Source organism: Massilia terrae (assembly GCF_024753145.1).
Classification (GTDB): Bacteria; Pseudomonadota; Gammaproteobacteria; order Burkholderiales; family Burkholderiaceae_D; genus Telluria; species Telluria terrae.
In genome coordinates, this window is the sequence record NZ_JANUGU010000002.1 from 179,710 (window position 1) to 192,995 (window position 13,286).

Annotated in this window: 11 protein-coding genes; 2 read left to right on the plus strand and 9 right to left on the minus strand. The window is 67.7% G+C overall.

Going from position 1 to position 13,286, the window contains the following annotated elements:
• Positions 1-193 precede the first annotated feature (193 nt).
• Positions 194-718 carry a gamma carbonic anhydrase family protein gene (locus NX778_RS08065; protein WP_258811207.1) on the plus strand — a complete coding sequence of 175 codons (525 nt, stop codon included), beginning with the start codon at positions 194-196 and terminating at the stop codon, positions 716-718.
• 3 nt (positions 719-721) lie between these two features.
• A complete protein-coding gene (hslO, locus tag NX778_RS08070; protein ID WP_258811208.1) occupies positions 722-1,678 on the plus strand; it encodes an Hsp33 family molecular chaperone HslO in 957 nt (318 codons plus the stop codon).
• 150 nt (positions 1,679-1,828) lie between these two features.
• Here hslO and NX778_RS08075 read toward each other — a convergent pair whose 3' ends face one another.
• The 9 genes from NX778_RS08075 to NX778_RS08115 all read right to left on the minus strand — a co-directional run bounded on the left by NX778_RS08075 (position 1,829) and on the right by NX778_RS08115 (position 13,281).
• Positions 1,829-2,077, minus strand: a complete 249-nt coding sequence (locus NX778_RS08075; RefSeq protein ID WP_258811209.1) for a helix-turn-helix domain-containing protein — start codon at positions 2,075-2,077, stop codon at positions 1,829-1,831.
• 55 nt (positions 2,078-2,132) lie between these two features.
• Positions 2,133-2,489, minus strand: coding sequence for a cell division protein FtsB (ftsB, locus tag NX778_RS08080; protein WP_258811210.1), 357 nt, complete (start codon positions 2,487-2,489; stop codon positions 2,133-2,135).
• Positions 2,490-2,530: 41 nt separating this feature from the next.
• Entirely contained in the window at positions 2,531-3,817 is a 1,287-nt protein-coding gene (gene eno, locus NX778_RS08085; RefSeq protein ID WP_258811211.1) for a phosphopyruvate hydratase, read from the minus strand.
• Positions 3,818-3,902: 85 nt separating this feature from the next.
• Entirely contained in the window at positions 3,903-4,757 is an 855-nt protein-coding gene (gene kdsA / locus NX778_RS08090; protein WP_258811212.1) for a 3-deoxy-8-phosphooctulonate synthase, read from the minus strand.
• A complete protein-coding gene (gene pyrG, locus NX778_RS08095) occupies positions 4,754-6,430 on the minus strand; it encodes a CTP synthase (RefSeq protein ID WP_258811213.1) in 1,677 nt (558 codons plus the stop codon). Before pyrG ends, kdsA begins: the two co-directional genes overlap by 4 nt.
• A 224-nt stretch (positions 6,431-6,654) precedes the next feature.
• The gene (locus NX778_RS08100; RefSeq protein ID WP_258811214.1) at positions 6,655-7,959 is read right to left on the minus strand and encodes a carbohydrate porin; all 1,305 of its coding nucleotides are present in this window, start codon (positions 7,957-7,959) and stop codon (positions 6,655-6,657) included.
• Positions 7,960-8,173: 214 nt separating this feature from the next.
• Positions 8,174-8,539 (minus strand): hypothetical protein, encoded by a 366-nt coding sequence (locus NX778_RS08105; RefSeq protein ID WP_258811215.1) that lies wholly within the window; start codon positions 8,537-8,539, stop codon positions 8,174-8,176.
• 154 nt (positions 8,540-8,693) lie between these two features.
• Positions 8,694-9,323 carry a hypothetical protein gene (locus NX778_RS08110; RefSeq protein WP_258811216.1) on the minus strand — a complete coding sequence of 210 codons (630 nt, stop codon included), beginning with the start codon at positions 9,321-9,323 and terminating at the stop codon, positions 8,694-8,696.
• Positions 9,324-9,897: 574 nt separating this feature from the next.
• Positions 9,898-13,281: an error-prone DNA polymerase gene (locus NX778_RS08115; protein ID WP_258811217.1), complete on the minus strand. Its 3,384-nt coding sequence runs from the start codon at positions 13,279-13,281 to the stop codon at positions 9,898-9,900.
• Between the last annotated feature and the right edge of the window lie 5 nt (positions 13,282-13,286).

Here is a 13,286-nt window from a genome sequence, read left to right on the forward strand (position 1 = left end):
TTCACACTGCGCTGCGGAAATGGTGTTCCCGCGTGCGCGGGAACGACGTTCTCGTTTACTGAAATAGTACGATCGTTCAGATTATACGTGCCCTGTTGATTTCCTGCCGGTCATCCCAATCTTCCCTGCTCGGGCCTTGCCGGACCCGAGGGCGTAAAATAGCGGTATTTCAACCCTCTTCCGCGAGCATTCCATGGCGATTTACCAATTGGGCGACGATGTCCCCGAGATCGATGCGTCCGCTTTCGTGGCCGATTCGGCGAGCCTGATCGGCAAGGTGACGGTCGAGGCAAATGCGTCCGTGTGGTTCGGCGTGACCATCCGCGGCGACAACGAGCGCATCACGATCGGGGAAAACAGCAACATCCAGGAAGGCACCGTGATGCACACGGATCTGGGTTTCCCCCTGACCGTGGGCAAGAACGTGACGGTGGGCCACCAGGCCATGCTGCACGGCTGCACCATCGGCGATGGGGCGCTGGTCGGCATCCAGGCCGTGATCCTGAACGGGGCCAAGATCGGCAAGGGCTGCCTGGTCGGCGCCGGCGCGCTGGTGACCGAAGGCAAGGAGTTCCCCGACCATTCGCTGATCATCGGCGCGCCCGCCAAGGTGGTGCGCACGCTGACGGAAGAAGACTTGCAGCGCCTGTCCGCCAACGCCGCACATTATGTGGCGCGCGGCCAGCGCTTCAAGGCTGAGCTAAAGAAAATCGGATAGACAATGACGACAGTAGACAACAAGGACACCCTGCAACGCTTCATCTTCGAGAACGCCGCCGTGCGCGGCGAACTCGTCGAGATTTCCCAGGCCTGGCGCGAGATCCAGGCGCGCAACAGCTACCCGACAGCGGTGCGCGCGGTGCTGGGCGAGATGGTGGCGGCGGCCGCGCTGCTGTCGGCCAACCTCAAGTTCAATGGCTCGATCGTGATGCAGATACACGGCGACGGCCCGGTGCGCCTGCTGGTGGTCGAGTGCGACGCCGCGCTGCGCGTGCGCGCCACCGCCAAGCTGGCGCCGGAGGCGATGGTGGCGGATGGCGCGACCATCCCGCAGCTGTTCAATGCGCACGGCAAGGGCCGCTTTGTGATCACGCTCGATCCGCAGGACAAGGTGCCGGGCCAGCAGCCCTACCAGGGCATCGTGCCGCTGGTGGGCGACGACATGGCGACCGTGATCGAGAACTACATGCTGCGCTCGGAGCAGATGGATACCAAGCTGTGGCTGGCGGCGGACGAGCATGTCGCGCGCGGCCTGCTGCTGCAGAAGCTGCCGCGCAACAGCAATGCCTCCGACCAGGTCAAGCAGGCCACGGCGGAAGAGGACCAGGAAACGTGGAACCGCGCGGTCTCGCTGGCCAGCACTCTCAAGCGCGAGGAGATGCTGGAAGCCGATATCGCGACCCTGATGAAGCGCCTGTTCTGGGAAGAGACGCTGCGCGTGTTCGACCCGGCCCATCCGGAGTTCTTCTGCAGCTGCACGCGCGAAAAAGTGGGCGCGATGCTCAAGACGCTGGGCCAGGGCGAGGTCGATGCCGCGCTGGCCGAACTGGGCGAGCTGTCGATCAATTGCGATTTCTGCGGCAAGCACTACGGCTTCGACAAGGTCGACTGCGCGCAGCTGTTCGCGGGCGGGCCGGCCGCCGACGCGACCCAGCCGGCCAGCGGCACCAAGCACTGAGCTAGAGCCGGGTGCTGACCAGGGTCACGATGTTGGGGCGAGCGTGATGCCGCACGATGTCTTTTTTTTGCGAAGGCAAGGGGGACATATGCCTGGCGGTGGCATCGAGCGAGCCGGGCTACAACTTTGAGACCCGCTGATCGACTGAGCTTAGCGGTAGAGGTCGATGACCTTCATGATGGCGAGGGTCAGGTCGAGGGGGAGTTCGCCTGCGAGCAGGGCGTCGTGCAGGGCGGCGCGTGGGAAGCCGGCGGCGGCGGCTAATTCGGCCGCGGCGGGGGCGTTGGCGACGGCGCTGAAGGCCGCGCGGATGAGGTCGGCCTCGCCGGATTCGAAGGCGTCGGCGAGGTAGCTGGCAATCGCTTCGAGGGTGTCGAGCGGTGGGGTGGGGTCGGCCATGGCGGTGTGCTGGGGAACTGGGGTTCCCGCCGGCGCGGGAACGACGATGGAAAAATTAATCGTCGAGCGGTTTGGCGTTCTTGCCGGCAGGTTCGGCGGGGGGCTTGGGGTGCGGGGTCATGCTGGGGGCGTCCTTGCTGCCGGGCTTGAGGACCTGGATGAAGATCTCGTCCTGCTTGATCATGCCGAGCTCGTAGCGGGCCCGCTCCTCGACCGCGCCGGTGCCGTTCTTCAGGTCGCGCACTTCCGATTCCAGCTTGGCGTTGCGGGCCTTCAGTTCGTCCGTCTTCTTGCGGGTGGCGTCGACCTGGGCTTCCATCTCGTGCACGGCCAGCCAGCCGCCTTTCCCCAGCCACAGCGGGTACTGGATCAGCAGCAGCAAGGCAAACAGGGCCAGGGTGATCAGGCGCATGCGCGAACCCCGGCCGCGGCAAGCGGCCGGGGGCTCCCGGATTACTTCAGGTTGTAGAACGCGTCGCGGCCCGGGTAGCTGGCGATGTCGCCCAGGTCTTCCTCGATGCGCAGCAGCTGGTTGTACTTGGCCATGCGGTCCGAACGCGACATCGAGCCGGTCTTGATCTGCAGCGCGTTGGTGCCGACCGCGATGTCGGCGATGGTCGAGTCCTCGGTCTCGCCCGAGCGGTGCGAGATCACGGCGGTGTAGCCGGCGCGCTTGGCCATCTCGATCGCGGCGAAGGTCTCGGTCAGGGTGCCGATCTGGTTGATCTTGATCAGGATCGAGTTGGCGATGCCCTTCTGGATGCCTTCCTTCAGGATCTTGGTGTTGGTGACGTACAGGTCGTCGCCGACCAGCTGCACCTTCTTGCCCAGGGCCTCGGTCAGGATCTTCCAGCCGTCCCAGTCGCCTTCGGCCATCGCGTCCTCGATCGAGATGATCGGGTATTTGTCGCACCAGGTGGCCAGCATGTTGGTGAAGTCCTGGGCCGACAGCGCCAGGCCGCCTTCGCCTTCCAGCACGTACTTGCCATCCTTGTAGAACTCGCTGGCGGCGCAGTCCAGGCCGATGCAGATGTCCTGGCCGGCCACGTAGCCGGCCTGCTCGATCGCCTGCATGATCAGCTTGATCGCTTCCTCGTGGTTGGCGACCGACGGCGCGAAGCCACCCTCGTCGCCGACGGCGGTGTTCAGGCCCTTGCTGTGCAGGATCTTCTTGAGGGTGTGGAACACCTCGGCGCCGTAGCGCAGGGCTTCCTTGAAGGACGGCGCGCCGACCGGGATGATCATGAATTCCTGGATGTCCAGGTTGTTGTCGGCGTGGGCGCCGCCGTTGATCACGTTCATCATCGGGACCGGCATCTGCATCGCGCCGGAGCCGCCGAAGTAGCGGTACAGCGGCAGGCCGGCTTCCTCGGCGGCGGCCTTGGCCACCGCCATCGACACCGCCAGCATGGCGTTGGCGCCGAGGCGGCTCTTGTTCTCGGTGCCGTCGAGGTCGATCAGGGTGCGGTCGAGGAAGGCTTGCTCATTGGCGTCCAGGCCCATGATGGCTTCGCTGATCTCGGTGTTGATGTTCTCGCAGGCTTGCAGCACACCCTTGCCGAAGTAGCGCTTGGGGTCGCCGTCGCGCAGCTCGATCGCTTCGCGCGAGCCGGTCGAGGCGCCGGACGGCACCGCGGCGCGGCCCATGACGCCCGATTCCAGCAGCACGTCGCATTCGACGGTCGGGTTGCCGCGCGAGTCGATGATTTCGCGGCCGATGATGTCAACGATGGCACTCATGTAGTTCTGGTCTCCGAAGATTAAAAAGGGTGCGGGGCGGCACGCTCAGCATGGGTCCCCGCCTGCGCGGGGACGACGTGCCATATTACTTGAAGCTGTGTTCCATGAAGCCGGCGCGCTTGACGATGCGGTCGAGGTCGACCAGGGTCGTCAGCAGCTCCTTCATGCGGTCGAGCGGCATGGCGTTGGGGCCGTCCGACATTGCCACCGCCGGGTTGGGGTGGGTTTCCATGAACAGGCCGGCGATGCCGGCGGCGACGGCGGCGCGCGAGAGCACCGGGATGTGCTCGCGCTGGCCGCCCGACGAGGTGCCCTGCCCGCCCGGCAGCTGCACCGAGTGGGTGGCGTCGAACACCACCGGGCAGTTCGATTCGCGCATGATGGCCAGGCCGCGCATGTCCGACACCAGGTTGTTGTAGCCGAACGAGGCGCCGCGTTCGCAGGCCATGAAGTTGTCCGCTTCGAGGCCGGCGTCGCGCGCCGCGGCGCGCGCCTTGTCGATCACGTTCTTCATGTCGCCCGGGGCCAGGAACTGGCCCTTCTTGATGTTGACCGGCTTGCCGGAACGGGCGCAGGCGTTGATGAAGTCGGTCTGGCGGCACAGGAAGGCCGGGGTCTGCAGCACGTCGACCACGCTGGCCACCACCGGGATCTCTTCCTCGGTGTGGACGTCGGTCAGCACCGGCACGCCGATCTGCTGCCTGACCTTGGCCAGGATCTCCAGGCCTTTTTCCATGCCGGGGCCGCGGAACGATTTGCCGGACGAGCGGTTGGCCTTGTCGAACGAGGACTTGTAGATGAAGGGGATGCCGAGCGCGCTGGTGATTTCCTTCAGCGTGCCGGCCGTGTCCAGCGCCAGCTGCTCCGATTCGATCACGCAGGTACCGGCGATCAGGAAGATCGGCTGGTTCAGGCCGACGTCAAAACCGCAAAGCTTCATGCCACTTCTCCTTGCAGAACGGGCGCATTGGCCGCGGTGCGGGCGTTGGCGGCCTGGTGCGCCAGGGCCGCCTGGATGAACGAGGTGAACAGGGGGTGGCCGCCGCGCGGGGTCGACTTGAACTCCGGGTGGTATTGCACGCCCATGTACCACGGGTGGGTGCTGCGCGGCAGTTCCATGATCTCGCACAGGTCTTCATTCGGGGTGCGCGCGGCGACCACCATGCCGGCCGCTTCGACCTTGGGCAGGTAGAAGTTGTTGGCTTCGTAGCGGTGGCGGTGGCGCTCGGTGACCACGCTGCCGTAGATCTCGGCGGCCAGGGTGCCTTCCTTGACGGCGCAGGTCTGGGCGCCCAGGCGCATGGTGCCGCCGAGGTCGGAATTGGTGTCGCGCTTCTCGACCTTGCCGTCGTGGTTCTGCCACTCGGTGATCAGGGCCACCACCGGCTGGTCGGTCTCGGGATCGAACTCGGTCGAGTTGGCGTTCGGCAGGCCGGCCATGTGGCGCGCGTATTCGATCAGCGCGACCTGCATGCCGAGGCAGATGCCGAGGTAGGGGATCTTGCTTTCGCGGGCGAAGCGGGCGGCGGCGATCTTGCCTTCCACGCCGCGCTTGCCGAAGCCGCCCGGCACCAGGATCGCGTCGTACTTGGCCAGTTCGGCCGGGCCGCGGGTTTCCAGCTCTTCCGAGTCGAGGTATTCGATGTTGACCTTCGATTCGGTGTGGATGCCGGCGTGGCGCAGCGCTTCGGTGAGCGACTTGTAGGATTCGGTCAGGTCGACGTACTTGCCGACCATGCCGATCGTGACTTCGTGCTTGGGGTGCTCCAGCGTGTGGATCAGCTTGGTCCAGACGGACAGGTCGGCCGGCGGGGCCTGGATGTCCAGCGCCTCGAGGATGATGTCGTCCAGGCCCTGGTCGTGCAGCACCTGCGGCACCTTGTAGATGGTGTCGACGTCCCACACCGAGATCACGCCCTGCTCTTCGATGTTGGCGAACAGCGAGATCTTGGCGCGCTCGTCGTCCGGGATCGGGCGGTCGGCGCGGCACAACAGGGCGTTGGGCGAGATGCCGATCTCGCGCAGCTTCTGCACGCTGTGCTGGGTCGGCTTGGTCTTGAGTTCGCCGGCGGAGGCGATGTAGGGCACCAGGGTCAGGTGCACGAAGGCGGCCGACTTGCGGCCCACGCGCAGGCTCAGCTGGCGGGCCGCTTCGAGGAAGGGCAGCGATTCGATGTCGCCCACGGTGCCGCCGATCTCGACCAGCGCGACGTCGACGCCCTCGGCGCCGCGCCGGATGTAGTCCTGGATCTCGTTGGTGATGTGGGGGATCACCTGCACGGTCTTGCCGAGGTATTCGCCGCGGCGTTCCTTGCGGATCACGGATTCGTAGATCTGGCCGGTGGTGAAGTTGTTCACCTTCTTCATGCGGGTGCTGATGAAGCGCTCGTAGTGGCCCAGGTCGAGGTCGGTTTCGGCGCCGTCGTCGGTGACGAACACTTCGCCATGCTGCATCGGGCTCATGGTGCCCGGGTCGACGTTGATGTACGGGTCGAGCTTGAGCATGGTGACTTTGAGGCCGCGCGATTCGAGGATCGCGGCGAGGGAGGCGGCCGCGATCCCTTTGCCGAGGGATGACACGACGCCGCCAGTGACGAAGACAAATTTGGTCATTGTGCTGTTGGTGCCGAACGGCACGCGCGGGAAATTGAAATTATACCTTAAACCAGCCAATACTTCTTCATGTCAACGTAACGGCGCTACAACGGGCCCTATCCCCAAGCAACATCGTCCCCGCGCAGGCGGGAATCCGTAGACCGCTGGTTTGGCCGCCCCTTGCGCCGCCGTCCTGCAAACTCAGCATGGGGTCCCCGCCTGCGCGGGGACGACGGGGTGGCTTAGAACTGGGCGTGCAGGCGCAGCGCGTAGATGGGGACCGGGCCGCGGCTCTTGTTGTAGGCGGGGTTGCTGGCGCGCTGGACGTCGAGACTCAGGTTCAGCCAGCTGGCCAGGCGCGCCGCGTAATAGGCTTCGACGATTTTTTCGGCGCCGTAGCTGAGCGCGCCATCGCCGATCAGGATGCCCAGGCCGCCGCGCGCCAGGTAGGCGCGGGCGTCGCCCGACAGCTGGTTGGCGACGGCGGCCACGCCGAGCCGGTCGCCGGCGCGGCCCCAGCGTTCGCCCTCGACCACCAGCCCGGCCGCCAGCGAGCGGTTGATCTCGGTGAATTCGTAGGCTTCCTTGCTGCCGTCGTTGGCGCTGGCGCGGGCGAACAGGCCGATCCCGGCGTCCAGCTCCTGCTCCAGGTTGAGCGCCAGCCCGGCGCGCCAGCCGGGGCGCCGCACCAGCGCGATGTCGGGCGCCGCGCCCGCCCCGGCCAGCGCGACCGCATCGTCGTAGCGGCCCATGCGCGCCTTGTTGGCAAAGCCCAGCAGGCGCAGCGCGCCCGGGTGGCCGCGCCACTGGTAGCGCTGCTCCAGCTCGCCAACCAGCATGTACTGGCCGAAGCGGGGCTTGACGATCTTGTCGTTGGGCAGCGGCGACAGCTGGAACAGGCCGGCGCGCCAGGTGCGCGCGCCGCGCGCCAGTTCGGCCGCCACCCCGTAGGTGAAGCCCCAGGGGTCGGCCGCGTAGTCGAAGGCGCCGGCGTCGATCACCGCCCAGTTCAGGAAATCGGCGCGCGGGTCGTGGGCGTAGCGGTTGCTGTCGAAGATGTCGGTGACGGCGAACTTGCCGGCCGTGAGCGTCAGGCTGTCGTTGGGCACGCTGCCGGCCAGCTGGTTGGCGCCGCCCTCGACGGCCTCGGCCTCGGTGCCGAGCGCCAGCACGTGGCGCAGGAACAGGCGCGGCACCCGCAGGTAGGGGGCGTGGGCGCCGACCTTGTAGGCTTCGCCGCTGGGGAAGCCGGCCATGCCGGTGGTGTCGGCCAGGCCGAAGCCCTGGTCGATTTCGGGATTGATCCACAGTTCGGTGGCGCGGCCCAGGCGCAGGCCGGCGTACAGGGTGAGGTCGGTGGTTTCCTCAGTGTCGCCGCGCGCGTCCAGGCTGTTCGGGCCGCTGTAGGACGAGCGGAACGAGGCGTTCTTCTGGTAGACATTGGTGGCCTGGGCGTGGAGGGCCCAGTCCTCGGGGGCGGCGGTGGCGCGGGCGGCGGCCAGGCCCAGCAGGGCAAGCTGGCACAGCGCGTGGATCGGCTTGTTCATGGTTTGGCTCCGTAGTGCCGGCGGAGCTTAGCAGAAGTCACGCGTGCGCGTCGTGGCAAGGCGCAGCGGCGAGGGGTAGCGGTGAGGCGGCGGTGAGGCGGCGGTGAGGCGGCGGCGAGGCGGCGGCGGTGCGGTGGCAATGCGGCGTGGTAAGGCGTGTGGTCACGCGCAGCTGCACCGGGCCGTTGCGAGGCGCGGCGGCGTCAGGCCGGGGCTAGCGCGTCCATGCCGCGAGCAGCAGGCAGATGAAGCCGACCACGGCAATTCCTCCGTGCACCAGCACCAGCCATTTGGGCAGGGCGATCTCGTTCAGGTGAAAGCGCAGGTTCAATAGGACGCCGCCGGCCGCCGCCACCAGGAACAGGACCGCGGCCAGCTTGGCCGAGGCCGGCACAGGAGTGGTGGCCGCCGCGTACAGCAGCAGCGTGAGCGCGGCGCCGGCCAGCAAGCCGTGCAGCATCGCGAGCCAGTGCGGCGGACGCGGCGTGCCGCTGAAGCGCATCAGCGCCATGGCCGCGCCGCCCAGCGCCGCAATGGCGAACAGCACGGTCGAAGTTTGCAGCATCAGAGTCGAATCCATGCGGCCTCCTCATTCATGCGCTTTGCCAGCTACCAACTGAATGGTAGCCAAATCCAGCATCCGCGATCCGTGCGTTGACGTACGCCGCCTGTCCGAGTTCCCAGCCCGCCCATATGCAGTCCATGTCTAAGCTGATGTAAGCTGCCGGTGCAGATCAGTCCAGGCGGCAATCGTCGGCGAGTTCGTCGTCCGCGCGCCGGGCGCGGGTGACGCGCCGTTCGACCCGCGCGGCGGCCTGGTCGCGGGAATATTCAACCATCGCGAGCGCGGCATGCAGGGCTTCCGACATGCATTGTGCGGCGGCGCGCACCGCTTCGACCGGCGAGGCCGCTTCGGTTGGCGCGAGCTGCCTGGCGGCTAGTTCCTGCTCGCATATGCGGCGCAATTCGGATGCCGGCTGCCACTGCCGTTCGCCGGGCAACAGCACCCACAGGTCACGCCAGGCGTTGCGACACCGGCCGCCGCATTCCGTGGTGAAACTGTGCGGCGTTACGGTCCGTCCCTGGTAGAAGATGTTGTCGCCATCGACCTGTGCATAGTGAAACTGTCCGTCGAGGTACATGCGCAGGCCGCTGCCTGCAGGCAGGAACAGTACCTTCCACTGGTAGCCGCGCATCGGCGGCAAGCTGATGTTGGCCGGGTGGCCGCGCGCCGCCGCGATCCATTGATTGATGGCCATTGTCGCGGCCTGCTCCACCGTCAGCTCGCTCTCGATTTCTTGCAAAAATGCAGAGAGATGGCGCAGGGCTGCGGTGGGTGGCACGGGATGTGCTGCCGCTTTCATCTTTCACCTCCATGCGCGCTGTGTTGGTTTTTGTCGGTTCCTGTCTGTTTGACGGATTTGCGAAGGCTGAGTTCAACATCGACAGCAAGCGCAAAAATCGACAGCAAGCGCAGGCCATTTTCGACATGCTGCGTCAGGCCCCCTTGGCGATCCTGGTTTGCTTGCGCTTGCGGGAGCTGTTGATTGCTGTCGGTTCCTGTCGATTTGAGCCCGCTTCAATGGCTGGGTTCAGAAATCAACAGGAATCGACACGGACAGACAGAAAGCGCAGGCGGGTGCAAGCAAGAAGCTGCAAGGATATTTTCGGAAGGGGCCCATCCCATCCCGGCCGGCGCGGCGCTGGCGTTCCCGGCGGCGCAACGTGTATGCGGCGGGAGCGGCCACACTGGTGGATTTGGGCTGGTTCGGGCTGGTTCGGGCGATTCGGGCGGTTCGGGCGGCTCGGGCGGCTCGGGCGGTTCGGGCGGTTCGGGCGGTTCGGGCGGTTCGGGCGGTTCGGGCCGGTTCGGGCTGGTTCGGGCTGGTTCGGGCTGGTTCGAGCCGGTTCGGGCTGGTTCGAGCTGATTGACTGCCGTCAGCAGAAGTCGCGGCTGCGCGCATCGAGGCGCCCGAGCATCGACGACAGGTCGACCAGGCGCTTGGCGACGAGGTGGCGGACGTCGCCCTCCCGCTGCCAGATTCCGTAGACACCCAGCAAGGGCGCGTTGAGCACTTCGCGGCGCTGGCGTTCGACCAGATCGGGCCAGACGATGACGTTGACGTTGCCGGTCTCGTCCTCCAGCGTCATGAACAGCACGCCCTTGGCGGTGCCGGGCCGCTGGCGCACGGTGACGATGCCGCAGGCACGCGCCAGCTGGCCGTCCTCAAACCCGGCCAGCGTGGCGGCCGGCAGGAAACGCCGCGCCAGCAAGCGTTCGCGCAGCAGGGCCAGCGGATGGCGGCCGAGGGTCAGGCCCTGGGAGCGGTAATCGCCGACGATCTCGTCGCCTTCGGACGGCGCGGGCAATTCCGGCACTTCCTCGCGTGGCGTGGTCGGGCGCAGCAAATCCTGGTCGGGGACGGCGCCGACGGCCTGCCACAAGGCGTCGCGCCGATGGCCGGCGAGCGCGCGCAAGGCGTTGGCGGCGGCCAGCACCTGCAGGTCGGCGCGGTCGAGCGCGGCGCGGCGCGCCAGGTCGGCCACGCTGGAAAACGGCCGCACGGCGCGCGCCGTCTCGATCCGCAAGGCCGCCTCCTTGCTCATCCCGCGCACCAGCGACAGCCCGAGGCGTACCGCCGGCTGCGGGCGGGGCCGCCAGCCGGACGCGGACGGCGCCGGATCCGGCGTGGCGACCGCGTCCTCGGTATTGCCTGCGACACCGTCGCCATCGCCATCGCCACCGCCACCGCCACCGCCATCGTCATCGTCATCGTCATCGCCATCGCGATCACCGCACGCATCACCTTCGCCACCCGCTCCATCCCGGCCGTCGTTCCCGCGCAGGCGGGAACCCCAGTTCCCCTGCTCAGCCCCGGTCCCCGCATCCCGGCCCGGCTCCTCCAGCGCCGACTCCCAGCCACTGACCATCACATCCACCGGCCGCACCTCGATCTGGTGGCGGCGCGCGTCCTGCACCAGCTGCGACGGACTGTAGAAACCCATCGGCTGGCTGTTCAGCAGCGCGCACAGGAAGGCCGCCGGCTCATGGCGCTTGAGCCAGGAACTGGCATAGGCCAGCAAGGCAAAGCTGGCCGCATGCGATTCCGGAAACCCGTACTCGCCGAAACCCTGGATCTGGCTGAAGATCGCCTCCGCGAACGCCAGGTCGTAGCCGCGCTCCAGCATGCCGCGGACGATGCGGTCGTAATATTGTTCCAGCCCGCCCTTGCGCTTCCAGGCCGCCATCGCGCGCCGCAGCTGGTCGGCCTCGCCCGGGGTGAAGCCGGCGCCCAGGATCGCCACCTGCATCACCTGTTCCTGGAAGATCGGCACCCCCAGCGTGCGCTTCAGCGCGATCTCCATCTCGGGGCTCGGATAGACCACCTTCTCCTTGCCCTGGCGGCGCTGCAGGTAGGGATGCACCATGCCGCCCTGGATCGGCCCCGGGCGCACCACCGCGACCTCGATCACCAGGTCGTAGAACTCGCGCGGCCGCATCCGCGGCAGCATGCTCATCTGCGCGCGCGACTCGATCTGGAACACCCCCACCGTGTCGGCCGCGCAGATCATGTCGTAGGTGGCGCTGTCGGCGGCCGGAATGTCCTGCATCTCGAACACGATGCCGTGGCGCGCGCTGACCAGCTCGAGCGCGCGGCGCAGCATCGACAGCATGCCCAGCGCCAGCACGTCGACCTTCATCAGCCCCAGCTCCTCGAGGTCGTCCTTGTCCCACTGGATCACGCTGCGCTCTTCCATGGTGGCGTTCTCGATCGGCACCAGGCGCGACAGCTTGCCGCGCGCGATCACGAAGCCGCCCGGGTGCTGCGACAGGTGGCGCGGAAAGCCGAGCAGCCCGGTAGCCAGGGTGGCCCACTGCTGCGCCAGCGCCGCCTCCGGGTCGAGCCCGGCCTCGGCCAGCCGCTGCAGCAGGTCGGCGCGGCCGTCGAACCAGTGGTGGGTCTTGCACACCTTCTCGACGACCGCGAGGTCGACCCCGAGCGCGCGCCCGGCATCGCGCAGCGCGCTCTTGGGCCGGTAGCTGATCACCACCGCGGCCAGCGCCGCGCGGTCGCGCCCGTACTTGGCGTAGATGTACTGGATCACTTCCTCGCGCCGCTGGTGCTCGAAGTCGACGTCGATGTCGGGCGGCTCGTTGCGCTCGCGCGAGATGAAACGCTCGAACAGCAGCTTGGCGCGGGCCGGGTCGACCTCGGTGATGCCGAGGCAGTAGCAGACCGCCGAATTGGCGGCCGAGCCGCGCCCCTGGCACAGGATGCCCTGCGCGCGGGCGAAGCGCACGATGTCGTACACGGTCAGGAAGTAGTGCTCGTAGCCCATCTCGGCGATCAGGGCCAGCTCGTGCTCGAGCTGGCCCTGCACCTTGGCCGGGATGCCGTCGCGGAAGCGGCGGTGGGCCCCGATATAGGTCTCCTTGCGCAGGTAGCTGGCCGCGCTCTCGCCGGCCGGCACCACCTCGTTCGGGTACTCGTAGCGCAGCTCGTCCAGCGAAAAGGTGCACAGGCCGGCGATGCGCACCGTCTCGGCCAGCGCCGCGCGCGGGTACAGGTTGGCCAGGCGCAGCCGTGCGCGCAGGTGCTGCTCGGCGTTCTGGGCCAGGCCGTAGCCGCAGGCGCCCACCGCCTTGCCGAGCCGCACCGCCGTCATCGTGTCCTGCAAGGGCTTGCGCGAACGCACGTGCATCACCACATGCCCCAGCGCCGCCACCGGCAGCCGGTGCAGCGCGGCGACCTCCTCCACGGCGGTGCGGTGGACGTCGTCGAAGGCCCGGTGCAGCAGGTTCAGCCCGATCCAGGCGCGCCCCGGGAACTGCGCCGCCAGCCACGCGGCCTCCCCGTGCAGGCGGTCGACCGCCTGCGCCTCGTGGCCCGGATAGTCCGGCACCAGCAGCGCAAGGCAGTCGGGCATGCCGCGCAGGTGGGCGAAGCCGGGCGCGGGCGCCGCGATGTCGTCCGGCGTCAGCCGGTAGCTGCCCTTGGCGCTGCGGGTGCGCCCCAGGGTGACCAGCTCGCACAGGTTGCCGTAGCCATTGCGGTTCTGGGCCAGCAGCACCAGCGCCGGCCCGCCTGCCAGCCGGAAGTGGGCGCCGACGATGAACGGCAGCCCGGCGCGCTTGGCCGCCGCATGGGCCCGCACCACCCCGGCCAGCGAGCATTCGTCGGTCAGCGCCAGCGCCCGGTAGCCCAGCTGGCGGGCGCGCGCCACCAGCTCCTCGGCGTGCGACGCACCCTGCAGGAAGGAAAAATTGGACAGGCAAAACAGCTCTGCATACTCGGGCAGGCCGGCAAACGGGGCGCTCATCGGAA

Excerpts from the sequence above, each read along its gene's own strand:
- NX778_RS08065 (WP_258811207.1), top strand. The coding sequence starts at position 194 with ATGGCGATTTACCAATTGGGCGACGATGTCCCCGAGATCGATGCGTCC.
- NX778_RS08075 (WP_258811209.1), bottom strand. The coding sequence starts at position 2,077 with ATGGCCGACCCCACCCCACCGCTCGACACCCTCGAAGCGATTGCCAGC.
- NX778_RS08115 (WP_258811217.1), bottom strand. The coding sequence starts at position 13,281 with ATGAGCGCCCCGTTTGCCGGCCTGCCCGAGTATGCAGAGCTGTTTTGC.
- ftsB (WP_258811210.1), bottom strand. The coding sequence starts at position 2,489 with ATGCGCCTGATCACCCTGGCCCTGTTTGCCTTGCTGCTGCTGATCCAG.
- NX778_RS08110 (WP_258811216.1), bottom strand. The coding sequence starts at position 9,323 with ATGAAAGCGGCAGCACATCCCGTGCCACCCACCGCAGCCCTGCGCCAT.
- pyrG (WP_258811213.1), bottom strand. The coding sequence starts at position 6,430 with ATGACCAAATTTGTCTTCGTCACTGGCGGCGTCGTGTCATCCCTCGGC.
- NX778_RS08100 (WP_258811214.1), bottom strand. The coding sequence starts at position 7,959 with ATGAACAAGCCGATCCACGCGCTGTGCCAGCTTGCCCTGCTGGGCCTG.
- kdsA (WP_258811212.1), bottom strand. The coding sequence starts at position 4,757 with ATGAAGCTTTGCGGTTTTGACGTCGGCCTGAACCAGCCGATCTTCCTG.
- hslO (WP_258811208.1), top strand. The coding sequence starts at position 722 with ATGACGACAGTAGACAACAAGGACACCCTGCAACGCTTCATCTTCGAG.
- NX778_RS08105 (WP_258811215.1), bottom strand. The coding sequence starts at position 8,539 with ATGGATTCGACTCTGATGCTGCAAACTTCGACCGTGCTGTTCGCCATT.
- eno (WP_258811211.1), bottom strand. The coding sequence starts at position 3,817 with ATGAGTGCCATCGTTGACATCATCGGCCGCGAAATCATCGACTCGCGC.